The organism is Weizmannia sp. FSL W8-0676, from assembly GCF_038593015.1.
In the GTDB taxonomy this organism is placed as follows: Bacteria; Bacillota; Bacilli; order Bacillales; family Bacillaceae_C; genus Weizmannia; species Weizmannia coagulans.
In genome coordinates this window covers 3,294,124-3,319,177 of record NZ_CP151954.1, presented here as the reverse complement: position 1 = coordinate 3,319,177, position 25,054 = coordinate 3,294,124, and the positions used below count along the sequence as shown (strand labels likewise).

General features: G+C 48.2%; 26 protein-coding genes and 1 riboswitch. Of the genes, 25 read left to right on the top strand and 1 reads right to left on the bottom strand.

The genetic code is table 11. From position 1 onward, the window contains the following. The first annotated feature begins 680 nt into the window (after positions 1 to 680). From rpmH to NST20_RS16180, 11 genes are all read left to right on the top strand, one after another. A complete protein-coding gene (rpmH, locus tag NST20_RS16230) occupies positions 681 to 815 on the top strand; it encodes a 50S ribosomal protein L34 (RefSeq protein ID WP_003397591.1) in 135 nt (44 codons plus the stop codon). A gap of 95 nt (positions 816 to 910) precedes the next feature. Next, a complete protein-coding gene (gene rnpA / locus NST20_RS16225; RefSeq protein ID WP_013860903.1) occupies positions 911 to 1,255 on the top strand; it encodes a ribonuclease P protein component in 345 nt (114 codons plus the stop codon). 107 nt (positions 1,256 to 1,362) lie between these two features. Further along, entirely contained in the window at positions 1,363 to 2,151 is a 789-nt protein-coding gene (gene yidC, locus NST20_RS16220) for a membrane protein insertase YidC (protein WP_013860902.1), read from the top strand. Further along, a complete protein-coding gene (gene jag / locus NST20_RS16215) occupies positions 2,148 to 2,771 on the top strand; it encodes an RNA-binding cell elongation regulator Jag/EloR (protein ID WP_342399831.1) in 624 nt (207 codons plus the stop codon). The genes yidC and jag overlap by 4 nt, the downstream gene beginning before the upstream one ends. Before the next feature lie 305 nt (positions 2,772 to 3,076). Beyond that, a complete protein-coding gene (mnmE, locus tag NST20_RS16210) occupies positions 3,077 to 4,462 on the top strand; it encodes a tRNA uridine-5-carboxymethylaminomethyl(34) synthesis GTPase MnmE (RefSeq protein ID WP_342399830.1) in 1,386 nt (461 codons plus the stop codon). Between the two features lie 504 nt (positions 4,463 to 4,966). Continuing rightward, positions 4,967 to 6,856 (top strand): tRNA uridine-5-carboxymethylaminomethyl(34) synthesis enzyme MnmG, encoded by a 1,890-nt coding sequence (gene mnmG, locus NST20_RS16205; RefSeq protein WP_342399829.1) that lies wholly within the window; start codon positions 4,967 to 4,969, stop codon positions 6,854 to 6,856. A 64-nt stretch (positions 6,857 to 6,920) separates the two neighbouring features. Next, a complete protein-coding gene (gene rsmG / locus NST20_RS16200) occupies positions 6,921 to 7,637 on the top strand; it encodes a 16S rRNA (guanine(527)-N(7))-methyltransferase RsmG (protein WP_017552562.1) in 717 nt (238 codons plus the stop codon). Positions 7,638 to 7,781: 144 nt separating this feature from the next. Continuing rightward, positions 7,782 to 8,642 (top strand): nucleoid occlusion protein, encoded by an 861-nt coding sequence (gene noc / locus NST20_RS16195; RefSeq protein ID WP_013860897.1) that lies wholly within the window; start codon positions 7,782 to 7,784, stop codon positions 8,640 to 8,642. 342 nt (positions 8,643 to 8,984) lie between these two features. Continuing rightward, positions 8,985 to 9,746: an AAA family ATPase gene (locus NST20_RS16190; protein ID WP_014096611.1), complete on the top strand. Its 762-nt coding sequence runs from the start codon at positions 8,985 to 8,987 to the stop codon at positions 9,744 to 9,746. Then, positions 9,739 to 10,599: a ParB/RepB/Spo0J family partition protein gene (locus NST20_RS16185; protein ID WP_207369200.1), complete on the top strand. Its 861-nt coding sequence runs from the start codon at positions 9,739 to 9,741 to the stop codon at positions 10,597 to 10,599. Before NST20_RS16190 ends, NST20_RS16185 begins: the two co-directional genes overlap by 8 nt. A 36-nt stretch (positions 10,600 to 10,635) precedes the next feature. Beyond that, positions 10,636 to 11,352 (top strand): DUF554 domain-containing protein, encoded by a 717-nt coding sequence (locus NST20_RS16180; protein ID WP_342399828.1) that lies wholly within the window; start codon positions 10,636 to 10,638, stop codon positions 11,350 to 11,352. A gap of 221 nt (positions 11,353 to 11,573) precedes the next feature. Here the strand turns inward: NST20_RS16180 and yyaC are convergent, their stop codons facing one another. Beyond that, positions 11,574 to 12,197 (bottom strand): spore protease YyaC, encoded by a 624-nt coding sequence (gene yyaC / locus NST20_RS16175; RefSeq protein ID WP_133537531.1) that lies wholly within the window; start codon positions 12,195 to 12,197, stop codon positions 11,574 to 11,576. A gap of 213 nt (positions 12,198 to 12,410) precedes the next feature. On the opposite strand from yyaC, the gene NST20_RS16170 reads away from it, so the two are divergent. The 14 genes from NST20_RS16170 to dnaB all read left to right on the top strand — a co-directional run bounded on the left by NST20_RS16170 (position 12,411) and on the right by dnaB (position 25,050). Then, entirely contained in the window at positions 12,411 to 13,322 is a 912-nt protein-coding gene (locus tag NST20_RS16170) for a mechanosensitive ion channel family protein (RefSeq protein WP_342399827.1), read from the top strand. Beyond that, positions 13,312 to 13,512 carry a DUF951 domain-containing protein gene (locus tag NST20_RS16165; protein ID WP_013860891.1) on the top strand — a complete coding sequence of 67 codons (201 nt, stop codon included), beginning with the start codon at positions 13,312 to 13,314 and terminating at the stop codon, positions 13,510 to 13,512. The genes NST20_RS16170 and NST20_RS16165 overlap by 11 nt, the downstream gene beginning before the upstream one ends. Positions 13,513 to 13,671: 159 nt before the next feature. After that, the gene (gene ychF, locus NST20_RS16160) at positions 13,672 to 14,772 is read left to right on the top strand and encodes a redox-regulated ATPase YchF (protein WP_342399826.1); all 1,101 of its coding nucleotides are present in this window, start codon (positions 13,672 to 13,674) and stop codon (positions 14,770 to 14,772) included. Between the two features lie 74 nt (positions 14,773 to 14,846). Beyond that, positions 14,847 to 14,986: riboswitch (FMN riboswitch) on the top strand. A 106-nt stretch (positions 14,987 to 15,092) separates the two neighbouring features. Further along, positions 15,093 to 16,214 carry a bifunctional diaminohydroxyphosphoribosylaminopyrimidine deaminase/5-amino-6-(5-phosphoribosylamino)uracil reductase RibD gene (ribD, locus tag NST20_RS16155; protein ID WP_342399825.1) on the top strand — a complete coding sequence of 374 codons (1,122 nt, stop codon included), beginning with the start codon at positions 15,093 to 15,095 and terminating at the stop codon, positions 16,212 to 16,214. Further along, on the top strand, positions 16,195 to 16,842 hold the full coding sequence (locus tag NST20_RS16150; RefSeq protein WP_013860888.1) for a riboflavin synthase: 648 nt from the start codon (positions 16,195 to 16,197) through the stop codon (positions 16,840 to 16,842). The genes ribD and NST20_RS16150 overlap by 20 nt, the downstream gene beginning before the upstream one ends. A 17-nt stretch (positions 16,843 to 16,859) precedes the next feature. Next, positions 16,860 to 18,053, top strand: coding sequence for a bifunctional 3,4-dihydroxy-2-butanone-4-phosphate synthase/GTP cyclohydrolase II (locus NST20_RS16145; protein ID WP_017554602.1), 1,194 nt, complete (start codon positions 16,860 to 16,862; stop codon positions 18,051 to 18,053). 12 nt (positions 18,054 to 18,065) lie between these two features. Continuing rightward, complete coding sequence (gene ribE / locus NST20_RS16140; RefSeq protein WP_013860886.1) at positions 18,066 to 18,536, top strand: 6,7-dimethyl-8-ribityllumazine synthase; 471 nt, start codon at positions 18,066 to 18,068, stop codon at positions 18,534 to 18,536. Between the two features lie 257 nt (positions 18,537 to 18,793). After that, positions 18,794 to 19,081: a 30S ribosomal protein S6 gene (rpsF, locus tag NST20_RS16135; protein ID WP_013860885.1), complete on the top strand. Its 288-nt coding sequence runs from the start codon at positions 18,794 to 18,796 to the stop codon at positions 19,079 to 19,081. Between the two features lie 61 nt (positions 19,082 to 19,142). Beyond that, complete coding sequence (gene ssb, locus NST20_RS16130; RefSeq protein ID WP_013860884.1) at positions 19,143 to 19,643, top strand: single-stranded DNA-binding protein; 501 nt, start codon at positions 19,143 to 19,145, stop codon at positions 19,641 to 19,643. A gap of 44 nt (positions 19,644 to 19,687) precedes the next feature. Further along, positions 19,688 to 19,927: a 30S ribosomal protein S18 gene (gene rpsR, locus NST20_RS16125; RefSeq protein WP_013860883.1), complete on the top strand. Its 240-nt coding sequence runs from the start codon at positions 19,688 to 19,690 to the stop codon at positions 19,925 to 19,927. A gap of 157 nt (positions 19,928 to 20,084) precedes the next feature. Next, positions 20,085 to 21,026, top strand: a complete 942-nt coding sequence (locus tag NST20_RS16120) for a YybS family protein (RefSeq protein ID WP_142236791.1) — start codon at positions 20,085 to 20,087, stop codon at positions 21,024 to 21,026. Between the two features lie 35 nt (positions 21,027 to 21,061). Next, positions 21,062 to 23,035 (top strand): DHH family phosphoesterase, encoded by a 1,974-nt coding sequence (locus NST20_RS16115; RefSeq protein ID WP_342399824.1) that lies wholly within the window; start codon positions 21,062 to 21,064, stop codon positions 23,033 to 23,035. Further along, positions 23,032 to 23,475, top strand: coding sequence for a 50S ribosomal protein L9 (rplI, locus tag NST20_RS16110; RefSeq protein WP_017550659.1), 444 nt, complete (start codon positions 23,032 to 23,034; stop codon positions 23,473 to 23,475). Before NST20_RS16115 ends, rplI begins: the two co-directional genes overlap by 4 nt. A 219-nt stretch (positions 23,476 to 23,694) precedes the next feature. Beyond that, a complete protein-coding gene (gene dnaB / locus NST20_RS16105; RefSeq protein WP_342399823.1) occupies positions 23,695 to 25,050 on the top strand; it encodes a replicative DNA helicase in 1,356 nt (451 codons plus the stop codon). The last annotated feature ends 4 nt before the right edge of the window (positions 25,051 to 25,054 follow it).

Here is a 25,054-nt window from a genome sequence, read left to right as displayed (position 1 = left end):
CGCCAATCCCTCCTTTTTATCAAACGAAAAATAACCATTCTCTCTGTCTGTGTAACATTGTTTCGGCGAAGGTTGCGGCCATTTATAAACATGCATATGTTTGTATAGTGGAAAAATATATAATAAGGAATAAATCTGGAATTTCGACATCATCCACCAATTGTGGACAACTTTATTCCAATGGTTTGGATAAACTGTCCACAAGTTATCCACAAACTGTGGATGAATTAGTTATACACAACCGGTTATTCAGGGTTAAAACACAATAATCATAACAGATAATCTTAGGTGTTGCAATGATCTTTGTAAATTATCCACAATTCGCAAAAGGTGTGAAAAATCATTATCCACATGCTCTGAATTTGTGTGAAACTTGTCAATAATTGTTGTGGATACTTGAAAATCCGCCGAAAAATTATCCACATTCCGGCTGTGCGGAAAAATAGCGGATGATAACCGGGAGGGATCATCCCGCCCCGTTTTTCGCGGAAACAGGACGCCGTTTTGGACCAGAAGAGCACGGAAGCGGAGCTGGAAAAACGGCCCGTTATTTTAAGCGGGAAGACGAATGCCAGGTACGCGGAGTTTTGGAGAGCCTTGACAAGCAGGAAAGTTCGTCATTATAATAATATAGACTGTCGTTTATCATTCGAACGAATTCCCTCGAGGAGGTGTCATACATGAAAAGAACTTATCAGCCAAATAAAAGAAAAAGAAGCAAAGTCCACGGCTTCCGTGCGCGCATGAGCACAAAAAACGGCCGCAAAGTATTGGCAAGACGGCGCCGCAAAGGAAGAAAAGTATTATCCGCATAACCACTGAAAAGTCTCAGTGGTTTTTTTTAACTAAAAAGGCGGTTCCGGCCGCCGCTTTTGGCTGCATCACTGTTGGCAGGACAGAAGGAGTATATATGAGAAAATCTTATCGGGTAAAAAAAAATACAGAATTTCAGGAGGTTTTCAAGCACGGGAAGTCGTTCGCAAACCGCCAGTTTGTTGTATACGTGCTGAAAAAGAAAAACCGGAAACATTTCAGAATCGGGCTTTCCGTCAGCAAGAAGCTGGGGAATGCCGTCAAAAGAAATGAAATCAAAAGATATATCCGGCAAGTGTTTTTAGAGTTGAAAGAAGACATCCCGCCCGGATATGATTATATTATTATCGCCAGAAAACCGGCGGCCGAGATGAATTACCATGAAGTCAAAAAGAGCTTAATCCACGTTCTGAAAATAGCCAATGCCCTTAAAAAAAGTTAGAATAAAAGAAGAAATTTACCAGGGCGTGCGGCAGCATCCGGCTGCTTTGGAACATCTGAAAAAGTAAGCGTTTTTTGCTGAAATCTCATACAGGGGAGGACAAACGATTGGGAAAAAAGTTTGCGCTGGCTGGAATGGTACTTGCCCTTGCCGCCGTGATGGCTGGCTGTACGGAATTTAACCAGGATATCACACCGGAAAGCAAAGGAATCTGGAACCAGTATATTGTATATCCCTTATCCTGGCTGATTATAAAGGCAGCCCGGTTTCTGGGGGGCAGCTACGGGCTGTCCATTATTTTGATTACGATTATCATCCGCCTAGCCATTTTGCCGCTGAATATTACCCAGCTAAAAAGTGCGAAAGCCATGCAGGCACTCCAGCCTGAAATAAAAAAACTGCAGGAAAAATATGCGTCAAAAGATGCGGTAACACGGCAAAAACTCCAGCAGGAAATGATGAAACTGTATCAGGAGTACCATATTAATCCTGCTGCAGGATGCCTGCCGATTTTAATCCAAATGCCGATATTAATCGGATTTTATCATGCCATCAACCGGACGCCGGCCATCCGCGAGTCCTCTTTTCTTTGGTTTGACCTCGGGTCCGCGGATTATGTGCTTGCTGTGATTGCCGGCATCACCACCTTTCTCCAGCAAAAAGTGATGATGTCCGGGGGGAATTATGATGCAAATCCGCAAATGAAAATGCAAATGAACATGATGCTTTGGTTTATGCCCATCATGATTATTGTGATCGGCGTGGGGCTCCCGTCCGCGCTGCCGCTGTACTGGATTGTCGGGAACATCTTTATGATTGTCCAGTCGTATTTCATTAAAAGTCCTGCTGCAAGCATGCCTGTCCAAAACGCAAAAGCCAGGGGGACGAAAAAATGAAAGAAACGACCGCAACAGGGCAAAATGTAGAGGATGCTGTCAACCAGGCCCTTCAGGAGCTTGAAGCGGAAAAAGAAAATGTGGAGATTGAGATCCTTGATGAAGGCAAAAAGGGCATATTCGGCCTGTTCGGCGCGAAACCGGCTGTCGTCCGTGTCCGGCTGAAAGAGACGCCGGTTGAACAAGTGCTCTCCTATTTGCGCAATATTATCGAAAAAATGGGGGTTTCCCCCGGCCTCCAATTCGAAGAACATGACCGGACATTGCATATTAACGTGACGGGCGAAAACCTGCCGGTGCTGATCGGAAAAAGGGGACAAACTTTAAATGCGTTGCAGTTTCTTACGCAGCTGGCCGCAAACCGGTATTATCCGCATTATGAAAGAGTGATGCTTAATATCGGCAATTACCGGGAAAGGCGGGAAGAGGCGCTAAACCGGCTTGCGGAAAGGCTTGCTGCCCAGGTTTTGCGCACCGGACGGCCGGTAAAGCTGGAGCCGATGCCATCTTATGAAAGAAAAATCATCCACAGTATGCTCGCTCATCATAAACAGGTCATCACCTATTCAGAAGGAAATGAACCAAAACGGTATGTTGTCATTGATTTGGCAAAGCATTAAACGCCCTCCATCCGGGAAACCGGGGGAGGCGTTTTTTTTTAGCTGTACCCACCGGGCGTGCAGCTTTTTTTTTGCCGCATGAAAAAAAGCCAGATATCCACAACCTGGGATAATCAGCTTTTTCTGCCGTTGTTATTCACATGTGGATAAGTTAAAATGGAGTTATCGGCTTTTTGTGGATTGTGGAAAAGAACATATCACTTGTATTCGCGAAAAAATTTGGTATTCTATTACGTTAGGTGAAAAAAGAAAACAGAGTGCCAATCTTTTATATAAATGACCAAAAAAGGAAGCGGGGTGAAAAAATGGAAATGGATACAATTGCGGCGATCTCGACGCCGATGGGAGAGGGAGCGATTTCGATTGTCCGGCTGAGCGGCGAAAATGCGATTTCGATTGCGAATCGATTATTTGCAGGTGTCGGCGGGAAAAAACTGGCGGATGTCCCTTCGCACACGATCCATTATGGGAAAATTGTCGACCCGGACACTGGAGAAACCGTTGAGGAAGCGATGGTAAGCGTGATGAAAGCGCCGAAAACGTTCACGCGCGAAGATGTCGTGGAAATCAACTGCCATGGCGGGCTTGTCGTTGTAAACAGGGTATTGCAGCTCGTTTTAAACAATGGTGCGCGCCTTGCCGAGCCGGGCGAGTTTACAAAACGGGCGTTTTTGAACGGACGCATTGATCTGTCGCAGGCGGAAGCAGTCATGGATTTAATCCGCGCTAAAACGGACAAAGCGATGAACGTGGCGATCGGCCAGATGGAAGGCAGGTTGTCGAAACTGGTCAAAAAGCTGCGCCAGGAAATATTGGAAGTCGTCGCGCATATTGAAGTCAATATTGATTATCCGGAATACGACGATGTCGAAGAAATGACGCACCGCATGCTGGAAGAGAAAGCACAGTACATCAAAAATGAAATCGAAAAACTGTTGCGGACAGCGCACCAGGGAAAAATTTTGCGGGAAGGGTTGTCAACGGCCATTATCGGCCGCCCGAATGTCGGAAAATCATCATTGTTAAACAGCCTTGTCCAGGAAAATAAGGCAATCGTCACCGATATTCCCGGCACGACACGCGATGTGATCGAAGAATACGTCAATGTCCGCGGTGTGCCGCTGCGCCTGATTGACACCGCAGGCATCCGCGAAACGGAGGATATCGTGGAGCGAATTGGTGTGGAACGTTCGCGGAAAGCGCTCAAGGAAGCGGATTTGATTTTGCTTGTTATCAACTCATCCGAGCCGCTCAGCCCGGAAGATAAGGCTTTGTTTGAAGCGGTGGAAGGCATGGATGTGATTGTCATCTTAAATAAGTGGGACCTGCCGCATCAAGTGGAGATGGAAAGCGTCCGCCAACTTGCGCAAGGCGCGAAAATCCTTACCACGTCGCTTGTAACGGAGGAAGGCATGGAGAAATTGGAAGATGCGATTGCTGCGATGTATTTTGAAGGGCAGATGGAAACAGGCGACCTGACATATGTTTCAAACAGCCGCCATATTGCGCTTTTGAACCAGGCACTAGAAGCCATTCAAGATGTGCAAAACGGCATTCAATCCAACACCCCGATTGATATCATCCAAATCGACCTGACCCGGACATGGGACCTGCTCGGCGAAATCATCGGCGACACCGTCCAGGAAAGCTTACTGAACCAACTCTTCTCCCAATTCTGCCTCGGGAAATAAGAAAAGCGGAGGCGACTGTACAGCGGCGTACGGATTTTGTAGTCTTCGACCGAGATAAAGGAAACACGATGAGCCGACAGGTGAATCGATGTTGACTTATCGAAAGGAGAAGACGTAAAAATCCGCTAGCCGCTAGGAGCCGGAGCTGGACAATAAGAAAAGCGGAGGGCGTTTGCTTATCGGCGTACGGATTTTATTAGGCCTCTGACTGAGATTGAGTGAAACTGCAATCATCAGGGCCACGGCCCTGATGATTGCAAGTTGAACCAATCGGACATTTACGGGCAGTTGACCCCCGCTTAGCCTATTGTGTCATATTTTTATCATACCTGTGGCGGGGGTCTTACTGCCCGTTAATGCGGGATAAAGGAAACACGGCGAGGAACGAGCCGATGCCCGCTTATCGTAGGGAAGAGGCCGGAAAATCCGCTAGCCGATAACGCCCGCAGCTAGACAAAGAAAAGCGGAGGGCGTTTGATTTTATAAAATGAAGGAGTGATAAGCATGCGGCAATACGATGCAGGAGACTATGATGTCATTGTAGTCGGCGCCGGGCATGCCGGTTGTGAAGCAGGCCTGGCCGCCGCAAGAATCGGTGCCAAAACGTTAATGATCACGATTAACCTCGATATGATTGCCTACATGCCGTGCAACCCGTCGATCGGCGGTCCGGCAAAAGGGATCGTCGTCCGCGAAATCGATGCACTCGGCGGTGAAATGGGCAGGAATATCGATAAAACCTATATTCAAATGCGGATGCTCAATACCGGAAAAGGGCCGGCCGTTCAGGCGCTCAGGGCCCAAGCGGATAAAGTCGAATACCAACGTGAAATGAAAAAAACCATTGAAAACCAGGAAAATTTGACGCTTTTGCAAGGAATGGTCGAGGAACTCGTGCTTGATGACGGCATCTGCAAAGGCGTTGTTACAAAAACCGGCGCAAAATATACAGCCAAAACGGTTGTGCTGACGACCGGCACGTTCCTGCGCGGCGAAATTATTATCGGGGAACTGAAATATTCAAGCGGCCCGAATAACCAGCAGCCTTCCATTGCCCTCGCTGAAAAATTGGAAGAGCTCGGCTTTGACCTCGTCCGGTTTAAAACCGGGACGCCGCCGCGCGTAAACGGCAAAACGATTGACTACAGCAAAACGGAAATCCAGCCGGGCGATCTGGAACCGCGGGCATTCAGTTATGAAACGGCGAAGGTGATCACGGACCAGCTCCCTTGCTGGCTGACTTACACCAATGAACGCACCCATGCCATTATTGACGCCAATCTCGGCCGCGCGCCGATGTTTTCCGGCATGATCAAAGGCACCGGGCCGCGTTATTGCCCGTCGATTGAAGACAAAGTCGTCCGCTTCCATGACAAGCCCCGCCACCAGCTCTTCCTGGAACCGGAAGGCCGCCACACTGAAGAAGTATATGTACAAGGGCTCTCAACAAGCATGCCGGAAGAAGTGCAAAGGGAAATTTTGGCCTCAATTGAAGGGCTGGAGCATGCAAAAATGATGCGCCCCGGTTATGCGATTGAATATGATGCGATCACGCCGACCCAGCTGTGGCCGACACTCGAAACGAAAAAAGTGAAGAACCTTTATACAGCCGGCCAAATCAACGGGACGTCCGGTTACGAAGAAGCAGCCGGGCAGGGGATTATTGCCGGTATCAATGCAGCGCAGAGAGCACTGGGGAAAGAAGAACTTGTCCTCGGCCGTTCCGATGCTTATATCGGTGTTTTAATTGATGACCTGGTCACAAAAGGAACGCGCGAACCGTACCGCCTTTTGACCTCCCGTGCCGAATACCGCCTGCTGCTGCGCCATGACAATGCAGATCTCAGGCTGACTGAAATTGGCTATAAAATCGGCTTGATTTCCGAAGAACGTTACCGGAAATTTACGGCGAAAAAACAGGCGATTGAAGCGGAAATCAAGCGTTTGAAATCCGTCATTCTGAAACCGGATGAAAAAACGCAGACACTGATCCGGGAAGCGGGAGGAAGCGAACTGAAAGACGGCATCCACGCCGCTGATCTCCTGAAACGGCCGGAAATGCGGTATGAACATATCAAAGCGCTTGTGCCGCCTAAAACGGAACTTCCGCCTGAAGTGGAAGAACAGGTGGAAATCCAGATCAAATATGAAGGCTATATCGCAAAATCATTGCAGCAAGTGGAACGGATGAAAAAGCTGGAAGACAAAAAAATCCCGTCTGATATTGATTATGATGCGATCCACGGGCTGGCAACGGAAGCGCGCCAAAAATTAAACAAAGTGCGCCCGATCTCGATTGCCCAGGCATCGCGCATTTCCGGCGTAAATCCGGCTGATATTTCAATTTTGCTTGTCTACATTGAACAGGGGAAAATTGCAAAAATCCCTGGATAAGGCATGAAGCCCGGGTTTTTCCGGCTTCTCCCTTTTTTTACATATCAACCGAAAGGATGGAAAAATGGACAGCGGACAATTCATTCCATTATTGGCTGAAAAAGGCATCACCTTAAGCGGGGAACAAAAGCAGCAGTTTGAAACGTATTATGAATGGCTTGTTGACTGGAACAACAAGATGAACTTAACGGCGATTACGGAAAAAGGGGAAGTGTATCTCAAACATTTTTATGATTCGCTGACAGCCGCCTTTTTTACCGATTTTAACGGCCCACTGCACGTTTGTGATGTCGGCGCCGGCGCCGGCTTTCCGGGCATCCCGTTAAAAATCTGTTTTCCGGAAATCCGGCTTTCGATTGTCGATTCATTGCAAAAAAGGATTACATTTCTCGGGCATTTAACAGAAGCGCTCGGTTTAAAACAAGTTTTTCTATTTCACGACAGGGCTGAAACCTTTGCCAAAAAACCGGAACACCGCGAACAATACGATGTGGTCACGGCAAGGGCGGTCGCCAGAATGTCCGTCCTCTCCGAACTGTGCCTGCCGCTTGTGAAACCCGGCGGCAGATTTATCGCGATGAAAGCCCAGCATGCCAAAGAAGAGCTCGAAAAAGCGGAAAAAGCGATCCGTCTCCTCGGCGGACAAACGGAAAATGTATACAACTTTACCTTGCCGGTTGAAGAAAGTGAAAGAAACCTGATTGTCGTCAAAAAGGTAAAGGAAACGCCGAAAAAATATCCGCGCAAACCGGGAACCCCGGTAAAACTCCCGCTTGAATAAGGCGGGCGTTTTACCGTGCCGGAAATCGGGATGATGCGCTAAAATGAGGGAGATTGTTCGAAAAATCGCCGGGAGTTTGGCAGGAACTTGTCTTATAATAGAGAATAAGTAGTTAGGGAGAATTTATAAGGTGGTGTACAGTGAATGAAGCATCCTTTCTCTCGTTTTTTCGGAGTGGAGGAAGAAATCGGGGAAGAAGAACTGGAAGCAGAGAATGAAAATGAAGAGATTAAAAATATCTCCGTCTCCTGCATTATCCCGAACCGGTTTCAGCCACGGACCATTTTTAATGAAGAGAAAATAGATGAACTTGCAAGAACGATCCACACCCATGGCATCATCCAGCCAATCGTCGTCCGCGAATACGAAGCAGGCCAGTATGAAATCATTGCGGGGGAAAGAAGATTCCGGGCTGTCCGGAAACTGGGCTGGGAAACCGTGCCTGCCATCATAAAGAATATGAGCGATACGGAAACAGCCTCGATTGCTTTAATTGAGAACCTGCAGCGCGAAGAACTGACGCCGATTGAAGAAGCGATGGCTTACGGAAAGCTTTTGGAGCTTCACCATTTGACCCAGGAAGCACTGGCACAGCGCCTTGGCAAAGGACAATCAACGGTTGCAAATAAACTGCGCCTTTTGAAATTACCCCCGGAAGTGCAGGAAGCCCTTTTGAAAAAACAGATCACGGAACGCCATGCACGGGCATTGATTCCTTTAAAAGAGGCGGAAAAGCAGGTTCGCGTCCTCAATGAAATACTCGCAAAAAATTTAAATGTGAAACAAACGGAAGATTATGTCACCCGTATGATGAATAAGCCGGAAAAAAAAGCAAAGCCGCGCAGACAGGCGTTCAGCAAAGATATGCGCATTGCCGTCAATACGATCCGCCAGTCTGTTTCCATGGTGACCGATTCCGGGATCAATCTCGATTCAAAAGAAGAAGATTTCGAGGACTACTATCAAATTACGATTCGGATCCCGAAAAAGGCGAAATCCCAATAAAAGAAACTTGGATGACAGGTTTCTTTTTTTTTCAGGTGCAGGCCACTCCCTATCCACCGGCTTTAAACATCTGCCGGGTTTGTGCTGCCTGCCTTGGCTTTACAACAAAGCCCTTTTTCCTGATATCCCGGCGGTGCTGCGTTCTTTTCTGCATGGGTGCAAGGCTTTGGCATTAGAAGCCGCGCCTCCTGGTTTTCAATTGCCGAAAAAACTTGAAACAACCTTTTTTCGGTTTACAGTAAACGAATCTTGCAAACTTTGATACAATAAAGTTACGTGTTTGCCGTTTCTGCAAATGCAGACGGGCCGTGACTAGCGTGACAAAAAAGGTAGGTGGCAACCGTGGGAAAAGTGATTTCTATCGCCAATCAAAAAGGAGGCGTAGGAAAAACAACCACTTCTGTCAACTTGGGTGCCTGCTTAGCATATATCGGGAAGAAGGTTTTGCTTGTCGATACCGACCCCCAGGGAAATGCAACAAGCGGAGCCGGAATTGATAAAGGCGAAGTTCAGCAGTGTATTTATGATGTGTTAGTGGAAGATGCGAATATAAAAGATGTGATCAGGGCAACGGCCGTGGACGGGCTTTATTCCGTGCCGGCAACGATTCAACTGGCGGGAGCGGAGATTGAACTGGTTCCGACCATTTCAAGGGAAGTCAGGTTAAAGCGGGCGATCAGCGCCATCAAAGACGATTATGATTATATTATCATTGACTGCCCCCCCTCTCTCGGGCTATTGACGTTAAATGCACTGACCGCGTCGGATGCCGTCATTATCCCCGTCCAGTGCGAATATTACGCGTTGGAAGGGTTAAGCCAGCTGCTCAGCACGGTCAGGCTTGTCCAGAAGCATTTGAACCACAATCTAATGATTGACGGCGTGCTGCTGACGATGCTCGATGCCCGTACCAACTTGGGGCTCCAGGTCATTGAAGAAGTGAAAAAATATTTCAGGGACAAAGTATACCGTACCATTATCCCCCGCAATATCCGGTTAAGCGAAGCGCCGAGCCACGGGCAGCCGATTATTCTTTACGACCCCAAATCGCGCGGTGCGGAAGTGTATTTAGACTTAGCAAAGGAAGTGGCGGCAAATGGCTAAAGGACTTGGAAAAGGCATTAACGCGTTGTTTGCGAATATGGACGTCGACAAAGAAGATGCCGTGCAGGAAGTCAATATTAAAGAATTGCGCCCGAATCCTTATCAGCCGCGGAAAAATTTTGAACCCGAAGCGCTTAATGAATTAAAAGAATCCATTCTCCAGCATGGCATCCTGCAGCCGCTTATCGTGCGCAAGAGCATTAAAGGATACGAAATCATTGTCGGGGAACGGAGATACAGAGCTGCAAAAGAAGCAAAACTTACAACGGTGCCGGTTGTTGTCCGCGATTTGAACGACCGGCAGATGATGGAATTTGCTGTGCTCGAGAACCTGCAGCGGGAAGATTTAACGCCGATTGAAGAAGCCAATGCGTACCAGTTTTTGCTTGAAAAATTAAATGTTACACAGGAGGAGCTGGCAAAACGGCTCGGAAAAAGCCGGCCCTATATTGCCAATCACCTCCGTATTTTGTCTTTGCCGGTCAGCATCCAGGAAGCCATGTCTAAAGGCAAACTTTCGATGGGGCACGGCCGTACGCTGCTTGGCCTGGAAAAGAAAGAAAAAATGGAAGAAATCGCTGAAAAGGCTATTGCCGAAGGATTAAGTGTCCGCCAGCTGGAAAAGCTTGTCCAGCAGCTGAACCGGAATGTTTCACGTGAAACGAAGAAAGACAAACAGGAAAAAGATATTTTTATCCAGGAACACGAAACGGTTCTGCGCGAAAAGTTTGGGACAACCGTTCATATTAAGCGGACAAAGAAAAAAGGGAAAATTGAAATTGAATTTATGTCCAATGAAGATTTAGAACGGATATTGCAATTGCTGGATGCCGGTTTTGAACAGGAAACGTAAGAATTACAAAGATAAAGACAAAAACGGGTGAAAAAGATGGTATTGCTGGGGACAATTGTAAACGGGCTGAGCATTGTAGCCGGTTCGTTTATCGGAAGGCTGTTAAACCATATTCCGGAGCAAATGAAAGGCACCGTAATGCAAGCGATCGGGCTTGCGGTGATGGTGCTGGGGCTCGGAATGGGGCTGAAAAGTGCACAGTATATTATTGTAATATTGAGCCTTGTGATTGGCGCAGTCATCGGCGAAATGCTGCAGCTTGAAGCTCATTTGAACGGGCTTGGTGCCTGGCTGGAAAAAAAGTTTGGAAACAGCAGCCAGGGCAGTACGGCCGAAGCCTTTGTCACGGCAACGCTCGTTTTTGTGATTGGCGCGATGGCCATTCTCGGAGCATTGGATAGCGGAATCAGGGGCAACCATACGGTGCTGTACACGAAATCTGTTCTAGACGGGTTCACAGCACTGATCTTGTCTTCAACCCTCGGTTTCGGGGTAGTTTTTTCGGTTGTTCCGGTGATCCTGTATGAAGGCGCTATTGCGTTATTTGCCACGCAAATCAACCGGCTTGTCCCCGCACCGGTGCTGCACTCGTTTATTACCGAGATGACGGCAACCGGCGGGATTATGATTTTTGCCATCGGTTTGAATATTGCGGGGCTCGCCAAAATCAGGGTGGCGAATTTATTGCCGGGCATCCTGGTGGTTGCCGTGCTGGTCGGCCTGTTGCATGCTTACCATACGGTTTTCGGATGAATTTTACAGGAATGAAGCAACACCTGTTTATCGGTTGAAGTATGAATGTGAACCGGCAGAAACTTACTGAAGTTGCGGATCCTTTCACTGGATCCCGGGGGCCATACAGGTTGCCGGCTTATTCATTTGGTTTCGTTGTCATGATATTTTTGTTTAGAAGTTTGTGTCCACCGGGGGATTTCGGATAAACGGTTTCAAAAATGCTGCTGTTTCCGGATAACTTAAATCAGCTTTTCCTTCGTCTGTCCGCTGTTCATGGAAATCATGGCGTTTTGGTATTGAAGATGCAGATGGGCGCGGCTGATGCCTGCAGCGATCAGTTTTGCCATTTTCAGAACAAGATTTAAACGGGTATTCTGAAGGACGGTAAACTCCATAAAACCGCTGATGTTCACAATGCCTGTAATGTGGATGTCGCCAACAGGAGGCAAATCTTTCTTTACACCCGCCCCCGGTTTCACCGGGCCGTCGCCGATTTGGATCATGCCGACGCTCTTCATTTTTCCAAGGCAGGCATCGACGGCAATGATGAAGGGGTCGTGGTGCTTTTGATAAATCCTTTCAATATTTTCTTCCAGGTTTAAAGCATGGACCGGCTTATCCAGCGTTCCGTATACGTTGAAGCAGGCCAGGCCTGTTTCTTCCAGAAAAGTGCCCGTTAAAGGCCCGAGCGAGTCCCCGGTGGAACGGTCGGTGCCGATGCAGACCACCACCAATTCCCGGTTTATGCTTTTCGGAAGTGCTGATAAAATATGGTTGGATATGATTTCTTTTGCCAGAACATCATCATGAAATACCTTGATACGATTGCCGCCGAATTCCAATTGTCCTTTTCTCAGATTCATATCAGCCACTCCCTCTTTGTAATAGTACCAGTATACGGAAAATCAAAAAAATCTATACATTAACATATCTCTTTTTTGATACCCGCAAACGGCAGTTTTACACGTGATTCAGCCGCCAATCAAAAAGGTAATTTTTGAAAAGCGGAGCCGGTTGTCGAGCAAGCGCGGTTTTTTTGTTACAATAACGTTAAAAGAAATGAAGGTTGGTGGAATATGGGCCATTTTGAGACATATCTCAAACACCTCACATCCAAGTGGTTAAATGAAAATACATGGATCGGAATCGGGGAGACAGTGCTGAAGATGATTGTGGTGCTGCTTGTCGCATCACTGGTCATTAAATTCGGCAAAAAGGCGATCGGCAAAATTTTTGCAGTCCGCGCCAAAGCCCCTCTCCGGTTTTCAGAGCGGCGCGAGGCCACATTGTTGCGGCTGATGGTGAACACATTGACCTATCTCGTCTGGTTTGTTGTCATTGTCACGATTTTGTCCATTCTCGGCATCAATGTCCAGGGGCTTCTGGCCGGTGCCGGAATTGTCGGGCTGGCTGTCGGGTTCGGGGCACAAAGCCTTGTAAAAGACGTGATTTCCGGATTCTTTATTATCTTTGAAGACCAGTTTTCGGTCGGCGATACGGTGCAGATCGGGAAATTCGAAGGCGTTGTGGAAGAAATCGGGCTCAGGACAACAAAAATCAAAAACTGGACCGGCGAATTATACATCATTCCGAACGGCAATATTTCCGAAGTCACCAATTTGTCCATTTATAACAGCGTCGCCGTTGTGGATGTCCGTATTCCGTACGAAGAGGATATCGACAAAGCGGAAGCGGCCATTCAGGAAATACTGGTGTCATTTGCGGGAGAGCACGAAGAAGTTGTGTCAGAGCCTGAACTGTTGGGCGTCCAGCAGCTCGGCACCACGGATGTTACGCTCAGGGTGGTGGCGGAGACCCTCCCGATGGCACACTGGTATATTGCGAGAGTGTTGAAAAAAGAAATTAAAAAAGCATTGGACGAAAATCGCATCCATGCACCTTATCCTAAAATGGTGACTTATTCCCGTACTGAGAAAGAAGAGACATTAGCCGGCCAATTTCTAAAGGGGGATGAACATGGAAGATAAAAATTTCGGGTTGTATGATATTGTGGAAATGAAAAAGCAGCATCCGTGCGGCACAAACCGCTGGAAAATCATCCGGATGGGGGCGGATATCCGCATTAAATGTGAAGGATGCGGACACAGCGTGCTGCTGCCGCGCAGGGAATTTGCCCGCAAACTGAAAAAAATCCTCGTCAAGCACGAAGAAGCATAGCCCTTTTATGGGTGTCTTTTTTTGGGAGCCGGGGTGCGGTTAAGTAAGGCCGGCAAACGAAAAATGTTAACCGGGCGCATCCAGCGGCACCCTGGGGGTTTTTGATACGGCCGGGAAAAACTTGAAAGATACGAGAATGTTTGAAGGAGTGGACATAAAATGGCGTTAACAGCCGGAATTGTCGGTTTGCCGAATGTCGGAAAATCGACTTTATTTAATGCGATCACAAAAGCTGGGGCCGAATCTGCGAACTATCCGTTTTGTACGATTGACCCGAATGTCGGCATGGTGGAAGTGCCGGACGAACGGCTGGAAAAATTAACAGAACTGTACCATCCGAAAAAAACGGTGCCGACCACTTTTGAATTTACGGATATTGCCGGGATCGTCAAGGGCGCGAGCAAAGGGGAAGGGCTCGGGAACAAGTTTCTTTCCCATATCCGCCAGGTGGACGCAATCTGCCATGTAGTGCGCTGTTTTGAGGACGAGAACATTACACATGTTTCCGGGAAAGTCGATCCGATTGATGATATCGAAACAATTAATCTTGAATTGATCCTGGCCGATCTTGAAACGGTGGACAAGCGTATCGGGCGTGTGGAGAAAATAGCAAAACAGAAGGATAAAGAAGCCGTTGCCGAATACGAAGTGCTGGCCAAATTAAAGGCAGCTTTTGAAGCGGAAAAACCGGCGCGGGCGGTGGAACTGACCGAAGACCAGCAAAAAATCGTCAAAGGGTTCCAGCTTTTAACGAGCAAGCCGGTTTTGTATGTGGCCAATGTCGGTGAAGACGACATTCAGGGCCCGTCCGCAAACCCGTATGTCGGGAAGGTGCGCGAATATGCCAAACAAGAAGGCGCGGAAGTGATTGTCATATGTGCCCGCATTGAAGAAGAAATTGCCGAGCTGGATGACGATGAGAAAAAAATGTTTTTAACCGAACTCGGCATCCGGGAATCCGGTCTTGACCAGCTGATTAAAGCTGCTTACAGCCTGCTTGGCCTTGCGACTTATTTTACGGCTGGGGAACCGGAAGTCCGCGCGTGGACATTCAAAAAAGGTATGAAAGCCCCGCAATGCGCAGGCATTATCCATTCCGACTTTGAAAAAGGGTTTATCCGGGCTGAAACGGTGTCGTATGAAGATTTAATCGAATATGGCAGCGTGGCAGCTGCAAGAGAAGCCGGAAAAGTGCGCCTGGAAGGAAAAGACTACGTTGTCCAGGACGGCGATGTCATGCATTTCAGGTTTAATGTATAACAGGACTTTTGGACGAATATTCGAATTGTATTGAAAAAATTCAAATCATCCGTTAAAATAAATATCAGTCGAATATTTTCCTTCGGGGCAGGGTGCAATTCCCGACCGGCGGTGATGAGGAAACTCAAAGCCCGTGACCCGTATTCTCCGGAATGCGGTGGATTTGGTGAAATTCCAAAGCCGACAGTAACAGTCTGGATGGGAGAAGGATCAGGCGTTTATTGGAACGCGTATTTCATTATGCCGTTTTGCCCCGCACATCTTCGTGCGGGTTTTTTGTTTTCACGGGTGTATGTTGGCGGAAATTGAATACAGGAGGCATGAAAGGATTGCAAAAAGAAGATTATATGCAGCTTGCACTCCAATTGGCCGAAAGTGTGGCCGGGCAGACTTCCCCGAATCCCCCGGTTGGAAGTATCGCCGTGAAAAACGGCACGATCGTCGGGATGGCGGCCCACTTAAAGGCAGGAGAAAAACATGCGGAAAGGCTTGCAGTGGAACAGGCCGGGCCGCTTGCAAAGGGCGCTGAAGTTTTTGTGACGCTGGAGCCGTGTACCCATTACGGAAAGACGCCGCCGTGCGCAGATTTTTTAATTGAAAAAGGCATCAAAAAAGTATATATCGCTGCATTGGACCCCAATCCGCTTGTCGCAGGCAAAGGAATAGAAAAGCTCAGGCAAGCCGGCGTAGAAGTGGAAACCGGGGTATTGAAGGAACAAGCGGAAAGGTTGTACCGCCCTTTTTTCCACTTTATTCAAACGAAAACACCGTTTGTCACTGTCAAAACCGCCATGACGGCAGACGGAAAAATTGCAGCTGAAACCCGTGACAGCAAATGGATCACAAGTGAAGAAGCAAGGCGTGATGCCCGCTGGTTAAGAAGCAGGCATGATGCAATACTTGTCGGCATACAAACCGTTCTCCAAGATAACCCCCTTCTCACCGCACGTTTGCCCCATTCAGGGAGAAATCCTATTCGCATTGTATTAGACACCCATTTGCGCATCCCGCCGGAAGCGAAAGTGCTAAACGGCGATGCGCCAACCATTATTTTTTGCGGAAGCGATGCACCAAAAGAAAAAGAACAATGTCTGAAGCAGCTTAATGCCGAAGTGGCCCGCATGCCGCATGCCCGCCTCTTGATCCGTGACGTGTTAGCGGCGCTCGGAAAAAAAGGCGTGATGACTTTGCTCGTCGAAGGCGGCGCGACGGTAAACAGCTCATTTTTAAAAGAAGGCGCAGTGCAGCAGTATATTTTTTACATTGCCCCGAAAGTGGTCGGCGGGCAAAACGCGCCGTCCCCTTTCGGCGGACACGGGTTTGGCAAGGTGGCCGATGCTTTGCCGCTCCGGTTTGAAAAAGTGGAACAGATCGGGCCGGATTTAAAAATTACGGCTGCCGTCCAAAAGGGGGTGCCGGAGCATGTTTACAGGAATTATTGAAGAAACCGGCATATTGAAACGCGTGGAAAGAGGCCCCCGCTCCCTTAAGCTTGCCGTACAGGCCAGGACGGTTCTTCAAGATGTGCGGCCCGGCGACAGCATTGCAGTGAACGGCGTTTGCTTAACCGTCACTTCCTATACGCAGCATGCATTTACGGCTGATGTCATGCCTGAAACATTTTTCAGCACGGCATTGGCCGGGCTGAACATCGGCAGCAAAGTCAACCTTGAACGGGCAATGGCTGCAGGCGGGCGGTTCGGCGGGCATTTTGTCACAGGGCATGTCGATGGCACCGGCACGGTCTGCTTGAAGCAAAGGATGGAAAATGCCGTGTACATGACGATTTCTGTTCCCTCCTCCCTGTCTGCCTTTCTGATCCCAAAAGGCTCGGTTGCACTCGACGGCACTTCCCTGACCGTGTTCGGGGCAGCGGGCGGGCAATTAACCGTTTCATTGGTGCCGCATACGCAGCAGCATACGATATTGCCGGAAAAAAAGATTGGCGATGCCGTGAATATTGAATGCGATATTTTGGCCAAGTACATGGCCGGGCTGTTCAGGAACGGAGAATGGGCGGAAAAAGAGACCGGCATGATGACGCTTCTGAAAGAACATGATTTTATTTAAACAAAGGGGTGAAAAACTTGTTTCATACCATTGAAGAAGCAGTAGAAGACTTAAAGCACGGAAAAGTCGTGATTGCCGTCGATGATGAAAACAGGGAAAACGAAGGTGATTTTATCGGCCTTGCGGAAAAAGCGACACCGGAAATGATCAATTTGATGGCCAAAGCAGGGCGCGGGCTGATCTGTGCACCGATTACGGCGGAAAAAGCACAGCAGCTCGATCTTTATCCGATGGCACGGCAAAATACCGACAGCCATGAAACGGCCTTCACCGTGAGCATTGACCATGCCGCCACTCGCACCGGCATCAGCGCATTTGAACGTGCCAAAACGGTCCGGCACCTGGCAGCAGACGGGGTGAAAGCGGAAGATTTTCACCGGCCGGGGCATATTTTCCCGTTAGTGGCCAAAGCAGGCGGCGTCCTGGAACGGTCCGGCCATACGGAAGCAGCCGTTGACCTGGCAAAACTGGCAGGCGCAAATCCGGCAGGCGTAATATGCGAAATCATGAATGAAGACGGCACGATGGCCCGCCTTCCCCAGCTGGAGGAAATCGCCAAAAATTCCGGCATAAAACTAGTGACGATCCAATCGTTAATCGAGTACAGAAAAAAACATGAGAAACTGATTCAAAAAGAAGCGGAAATCACGCTGCCGACGCGTTACGGCACGTTCCGGGCTGCCGGTTACAAAGATCTGTTGTCGGGGGAAGAACATGTTGCCCTTATAAAAGGGGAAGTAAGCAGTGAAGAGCCGGTGCTGGCAAGGATCCATTCCGAATGCCTGACCGGTGATTGTTTCGGTTCCCTCCGTTGCGACTGCGGCCCGCAGCTTGCCCGGAGCCTTGCGCGGATTGAAAAAGAAGGGCGCGGTGTCCTCGTTTATATGCGTCAGGAAGGCCGGGGGATCGGGCTTCTGAATAAATTGAAAGCTTACCGGCTGCAGGAAAAAGGATTGGATACAGTGGAGGCCAACCGCCGGCTTGGATTTCCGGCAGATATGCGCGACTACTGCATCGCTGCGCAAATCTTAAAAGATACCGGGGCAACGCAAGTCCGGCTTTTAACAAACAATCCTGATAAAGTGGAAGCATTGGCGCGTTACGGTATCCGAATTGCGGAAAGAGTGCCGGTTGAAATCGCGCCTGTCCGTGAAAATGAAGGATATTTGCGGACGAAAGCAGAAAAAATGGGGCATTTGCTGCATATATAGGAGGAGATCAAAATGGGACAAGTATTTGAAGGCAATCTGGTTGGAACCGGCTTAAAAATCGGCGTGGTTGCCGCCCGCTTTAATGAATTTATTACAACAAGGCTTGTAAGCGGGGCAAAGGATGCATTATTAAGGCATGGCGTCAGAGAAGAAGCCATTGATCTTGCTTGGGTGCCGGGCGCGTTTGAAATCCCGCTGGCGGCAAAAAAGATGGCAGAAACGGACAAATATGATGCCGTGCTGGCACTTGGCGCAGTGATCCGCGGCGCGACTCCGCATTTTGAATATGTAAGTGCGGAAGCGGCAAAAGGGGTCGCCCATGCAAGCCTCCATACAGAAACGCCTGTCATTTTCGGGATTCTCACGACCGACACGATCGAACAGGCGATTGAGCGGGCCGGGACGAAAGCAGGCAACAAAGGCTGGGATGCAGCAGTAAGCGCGATCGAAATGGCGAATGTGATCCGGAAAATAGAAGCATAGTGAAACGGATGCCTCCCCCTGTTGTTTTTGATAAAAATTTCAGTCCGTTTTTAATAAAAAGCCCTTGCAAAAGGAACGTATGTTTGATAAAATGGGAATGTCAGCGATAGCCAAATGCGGGATGAAGTCTTTAAGACATTTGATTTTGCCTGCGGGATATGGTATACTTACGACTTGTGAGTAATGAACGCATGAACCATTGCTCCTTGCCCTTTTACATAAAAGGGCCGCATAGTCCATAAGGAGGTGACAAACAGATGAGAAAGTACGAAATTATGTACATTATCCGCCCGAATATCGAGGATGAGGCAAAAAAAGCGCTTGTTGAGCGTTTCGACAATGTCCTCACCAACCAGGGCGCGGAAATCATCGAATCGAAAGAGTGGGGAAAACGCCGTCTTGCATACGAGATTCAGGACTTCCGTGATGGTTACTACCATATCATCAACGTGAATGCTGAACCGGTTGCAGTCCAGGAATTTGACCGTCTGGCGAAGATTAACGGTGATATTATCCGCCACATTGTTGTAAGAGAAGAAGAATAATTTTTAACGATAAAACGTTTCACGTGAAACGGACTTTGAATGATGAGAGGGGTTGATTCTGATGTTGAACCGTGTTGTTCTCGTAGGCAGGCTGACAAAAGATCCCGATTTGCGCTATACGCCGAGCGGAGTAGCGGTTGCTACTTTTACCCTGGCTGTAAACCGTACGTTTACCAACCAGCAGGGGGAAAGGGAAGCGGATTTCATCAATTGTGTTGTTTGGAGAAAACAGGCTGAAAATGTGGCCAACTACTTGAAAAAAGGAAGTCTGGCAGGCGTAGACGGCCGGATTCAGACACGCAACTACGAAGCCCAGGATGGCCGGCGCGTGTATGTCACGGAGGTCGTGGCAGAAAGCGTCCAGTTTCTTGAACCGAGAAGCGCGAATCAGGAACGCAACAGCAGCCAGAATTACGGGAACAACCAAGGGAATGCTTTCCCGGGGTACAACCAGGATCAAAACCAGAATCAGCGCAATCAAAGTTATTCAAAGCCGGATGAAGATCCGTTCTCAAATGATGGACAACCAATTGACATCTCTGATGACGATCTTCCGTTCTAATGCGGGAAGACCCGTAAAGTGATGAGATAAAGGAGGGTGAAAAAATGGCAGGTGGACGCAGAGGCGGACGGAAACGCCGGAAAGTATGCTACTTTACAGCGAACCATATTACCCATATCGACTATAAAGATGTGGACTTGCTGAAAAAGTTCATTTCTGAAAGAGGAAAAATTCTTCCTCGCCGTGTAACGGGCACAAGCGCAAAATACCAACGTAAACTGACAACTGCAATCAAACGCGCACGTCAAATGGCGTTGCTCCCTTATGTTGCAGAAGACAAATAAGCAGCGGAAAAATCACCCGGATTTTTCCTTCAATATATGAATGAAAAAAGACACCCTGTTTTCAGGTTGTCTTTTTTCATTTCATTATCTTTTTGCTTCATGGATGGGTTATGGTAAAATGAGGGGAAATGATGGTTTTTTTGAAGGGAGCATGCGTGTGAAAAAAACAAGAATGCTGACAGAAGGGGCAATGCTTGCAGCGGTTTTCGGCGTCATGCTGCTTGTTGCATTGCATGTCCCGGTGATCCGGATAATTGTTCTGGTTTTTCTTCCGCTGCCTTTTATCCTGTTTTGTGCCAAATATCCTTTGCGTTCGATTCTTGTCTTTTGTCTGGTTTGTTTGCTTGTGTCTGCCATTATGGGAACAGTCATGGCAATCCCGATGGCCGTTTTTTTTGGTTGTATTGGATTTGTTATGGGATACGCTATTCAGCTAAAAAAATCAAAGTTATTTATATACATAGCTACCAGCCTGGCCTTTTTAGCAGTCACGATCATCGGGCTGTTTGCCGCCCTGAAGTTATTCCATCTGAATATCATCGCGGAAAACTTAAACATCATGCAGCAGTCAATCGAACAGTCGAAATCTCTTGTCAACAGCCTTGGGGAACCACAGGCCTATGAGGACCGGTTTGCGCAAATGGCCGATGCCGCAAGCCAGATGTATTCTGTCTATTTGCCGAGCCTGTTATTGCTGTCTGCCTTTATTGCCGTTTTGGTGCTGATTTCCGTGGATTTTCCAATCGCAAAACGTTTCGGTGTCCCGGTTCCGTCCTTTCCACCTTTCCGTGAAATGCGGCTGCCGGGGAATATCTTATGGTATTTCATTCTGGCAATGGCAGCCAACCTGCTGATGCGCGGGGACACGGGCAGCTTCTTTGCGAAAGCGGTCCTGAATCTGATGCTGATATTCCAAATTCTCATTTTGCTGCAGGGGTACGCTTTTATAAGCTTTGTCAGCCACGAGAAAAAATGGCCAAAAGGCTTACTGGCTATCGCCGTCATTTTATCCATCATGTTCAGCCCGCTGCTTTATCTTGTCATGATATTCGGTATAATGGATTTAGGATTTGATTTCAGGCGGATGATTCAAAAGTGACCCTTTTTTAGTTTCTCAATATAGGAGCTGAAGGTATGCCTTCTTACTACAATAAACGGTTAATGCGCTATCCGTTATACGGCTTAATTGCAGTATCTTTAATCCTGCTCGGCATTATTTTCTTTTACCACTGGTGGATAACGGCAGCCGGCATTGTTGTGCTCGGGGCGTTATTCTACTGCGCATTTTACGTGGAACAGCGGTCGAAAGAAGAAATTGAACGGTATATTTCCAATCTTTCCTACCGGGTCAAGCGCGTCGGTGAAGAAGCACTGCTGGAAATGCCGATCGGGATAATGCTGTACAATGAAGATTACATCATAGAATGGACAAACCCGTTCATGGCCTCCTGCTTTAATGAAGATACGCTTGTCGGGCGTTCCCTTTATGATGTAGCGGAAGTGCTCGTACCGCTGATTAAGCAGGAAATGCATTCCGAGACGATTAGTCTGAATGAAAGGAAGTACAGGGTTGTCCTGAAACTGGAAGAGCGGCTGCTTTATTTTTTCGACATTACGGAACAGGCCGAAGTCGAGCAGTTGTATGAAGATGAACGGACCGTGATCGCCATTATTTATTTGGACAACTATGATGAAGTGACACAAGGCATGGACGACCAGTCTGTCAGCAGCCTGAACAGTCTCGTGACCTCGATTTTAAACAAATGGACAATGGAGTTCGGCCTGTTTTTTAAACGAATTTCGTCTGATAAATTTATTGCGGTATTTAATGAACGGATTTTGCATGAATTGGAAGACAATAAATTCTCGATTCTTGATGAAGTCAGGGAGGCCACAGCGAAGCAAAACGTGGCGCTGACTTTGAGCATCGGGGTTGGCGCAGGTGTCCCGTCCCTCCCCGAACTTGGGGAGCTTGCCCAATCGAGTCTCGACATTGCCCTCGGGCGCGGTGGTGACCAGGTTGCCATCCGGCAGGCGAACGGAAAAGTGAAATTTTACGGCGGCAAAACAAACCCGGTTGAAAAGCGGACAAGAGTCCGGGCCCGCGTGATTTCCCATGCATTGCGGGAACTCATGATGGAAAGGGACAAGGTGATGATCCTGGGCCACAAATTTCCGGATATGGATGCTATTGGTGCTGCTGTCGGCATCCGGAAAGTGGCGGAAATCAACCAAAAAGACGGCTATATTATTTTAAATCCGAGTGAAACGGACACAAGCGTCAAGCGGCTGCTTGAGGAGATCAAACAGTATCCGGATTTGTATGCCCGCTTCATTACACCGGATGAGGCGCTTGAAATGGCAACGGATGATACATTGCTTGTAGTTGTTGATACGCACAAGCCTTCCCTTGTTATCGATGAACGGATCGTCAGGCGGATTGAAAATGTCGTGGTCATTGACCATCACCGCCGCGGGGAAGACTTTATTAAAAATCCGCTGCTTGTCTATATGGAACCGTACGCCTCCTCGACATCCGAACTTGTAACCGAATTGATGGAATACCAGCCGAAAAACGGCAAAATCAATATGCTTGAAGCAACGGCCCTGCTTGCTGGTATAATAGTGGATACAAAAAGTTTTACATTGCGGACAGGCTCGCGCACGTTTGATGCAGCATCCTATCTCCGTGCTCAGGGCGCCGACACGGTGCTTGTGCAAAAATTTTTAAAAGAAGATTTGCGTTCGTATATCCAGCGCGCCCGGCTTGTGGAAACCGTTAAATTTCCGCTAAACGGCATTGCGGTGGCAAAAGGGAAAAATGATACCCTTTATTCCCCTGTTTTAATTGCGCAGGCTGCCGATACGATTTTAACGATGAACGGCGTCGATGCTTCTTTTGTCGTCGGGCGGCGCAGCGAGAATGAAGTGGGGATCAGCGCAAGGTCGCTTGGAAGCGTCAATGTGCAAATCATTATGGAAAAGCTGGGCGGCGGCGGGCACCTTTCCAATGCGGCCGCCCAGCTGAAAAATATAACGGTTGATGAGGCGGAAGAAAAGCTCATCCAAGTAATAGAAGAGTATATGGAAGGGAGCCAGGAATCATGAAAGTTATATTCCTAAAAGACGTAAAAGGCAAAGGAAAAAAAGGAGACATTAAAAACGTGGCGGACGGTTATGCCCACAATTATTTGTTCAAAACCGGGGCGGCAATAGAAGCCACGCCTGCCAATCTGAAAAACATGGAAGCTCAAAAACGGAAAGAAGAAAAACTGGCGCAGGAAGAACTGGAAGAAGCCAAAAAACTAAAAGAGAAACTTGAAAACATCACGGTTGAAATCAAAGCCAAATCGGGCCAGGACGGGCGCCTGTTCGGCTCGATTACAAGCAAGCAAATCTCCGAACAACTGAAAAAAAGCTTCCAGATCCAAGTGGATAAAAGAAAAATAGAGCTGCCGGATGCGATCCGCACTTTGGGTTATACGAAAGTGCCAGTCAAATTGCACCATGATGTAACGGCAGTGCTCAATGTCCACGTTTCCGAATAGAAACGGATTTTACCAGCTTTCTTTTTGCTTTCCGCGTGTTAAAATAATAGTACGTGCAGAAAAATGTGGTCCATTTTATCGTGATCACATTTTTTCTATTTGGAATGAGTATGCGGTTCTTTTACGGCAAACGGGTTACCGGTTAAACTGCCATTCTCCCCGGCATGCTTCGTTTTGGTGCCGGAACCGGATGATTCAGGATAAAATGGAGGATTCAAAATGAATGAATTGCAAGACCGGATTCCCCCCCAGAATATAGAGGCGGAACAGGCAGTGCTTGGTGCCATTTTTTTGGAGCCTTCTGCATTTATAACGGCTTCGGAAATTTTGACGGCAGAGGATTTTTACCGGAATGCCCATCAAAAAATTTTCCAGGTGTTTGCGAAGCTGAATGATGCCGGCAAGGCAGTCGACCTTGTAACAGTGGCGGAAGAATTATCAGCCACCCGGCAGCTTGAAGACGTAGGCGGCCTCTCTTACTTGAGCGAACTGGCCGCAAGCGTTCCGACAGCGGCCAATATTGCTTATTATGCCGGAATTGTGGCTGAGAAAGCTTTGCTCAGGCGCCTGATCCGGACGGCCACCCATATTGCCCAGGAAGGCTATACGCGGGAAGACGACGTCGATGAACTGCTGGATGAAGCCGAACGCAGCATTATGGAAGTGGCCCAGCGCAAAAATGCCGGCGATTTTAAACATATTAAAGATGTCCTTGTCAGCACATACGATAACATCGAAATGCTCCATAACCGGAAAGGCGACGTCACAGGGATACCGACAGGGTTTTACGAACTTGACCGGATGACGGCCGGTTTCCAGCGCAATGACTTGATCATCGTGGCGGCGCGCCCGTCTGTCGGGAAAACGGCTTTTGCCCTCAATATCGCGCAAAATGTCGGCACAAAGACAGGGGAAAATGTGGCGATCTTCAGCCTTGAAATGGGTGCTGAGCAGCTTGTCATGCGGATGCTGTGCGCGGAAGGCAATATTGATGCCCAGCGGCTCCGGACCGGGGCGCTGACGGACGAAGACTGGAGGAAACTGACGATGGCAATGGGAAGCCTTTCCAATTCCGGCATCTATATTGATGATACACCGGGGGTAAGGGTAACGGAAATCCGCTCGAAATGCCGCCGCCTGAAGCAGGAGCACGGGCTTGGCATGGTGGTCATCGACTATTTGCAGCTGATTCAGGGAAGCGCCCACTCCCGTGAAAACCGGCAGCAGGAAGTTTCCGAGATTTCAAGATCGCTGAAGGCGCTGGCCCGGGAACTTGAAGTGCCGGTCATTGCCCTTTCCCAGCTTTCACGGAGCGTGGAACAGCGCCAGGATAAGCGGCCGATGATGAGTGATATCCGTGAATCGGGAAGCATCGAACAGGATGCCGATATCGTGGCTTTTCTGTACAGGGAAGACTATTATGAACAGGACACGGAAAATAAAAATATCATTGAAATCATTATTGCGAAGCAGCGGAACGGCCCGGTCGGCACCGTCCAGCTTGCTTTTGTAAAAGAGTACAATAAATTTGTAAACCTGGAACGTCGGTTTGACGATGCGCCTGTTCCGGCATAGCAAG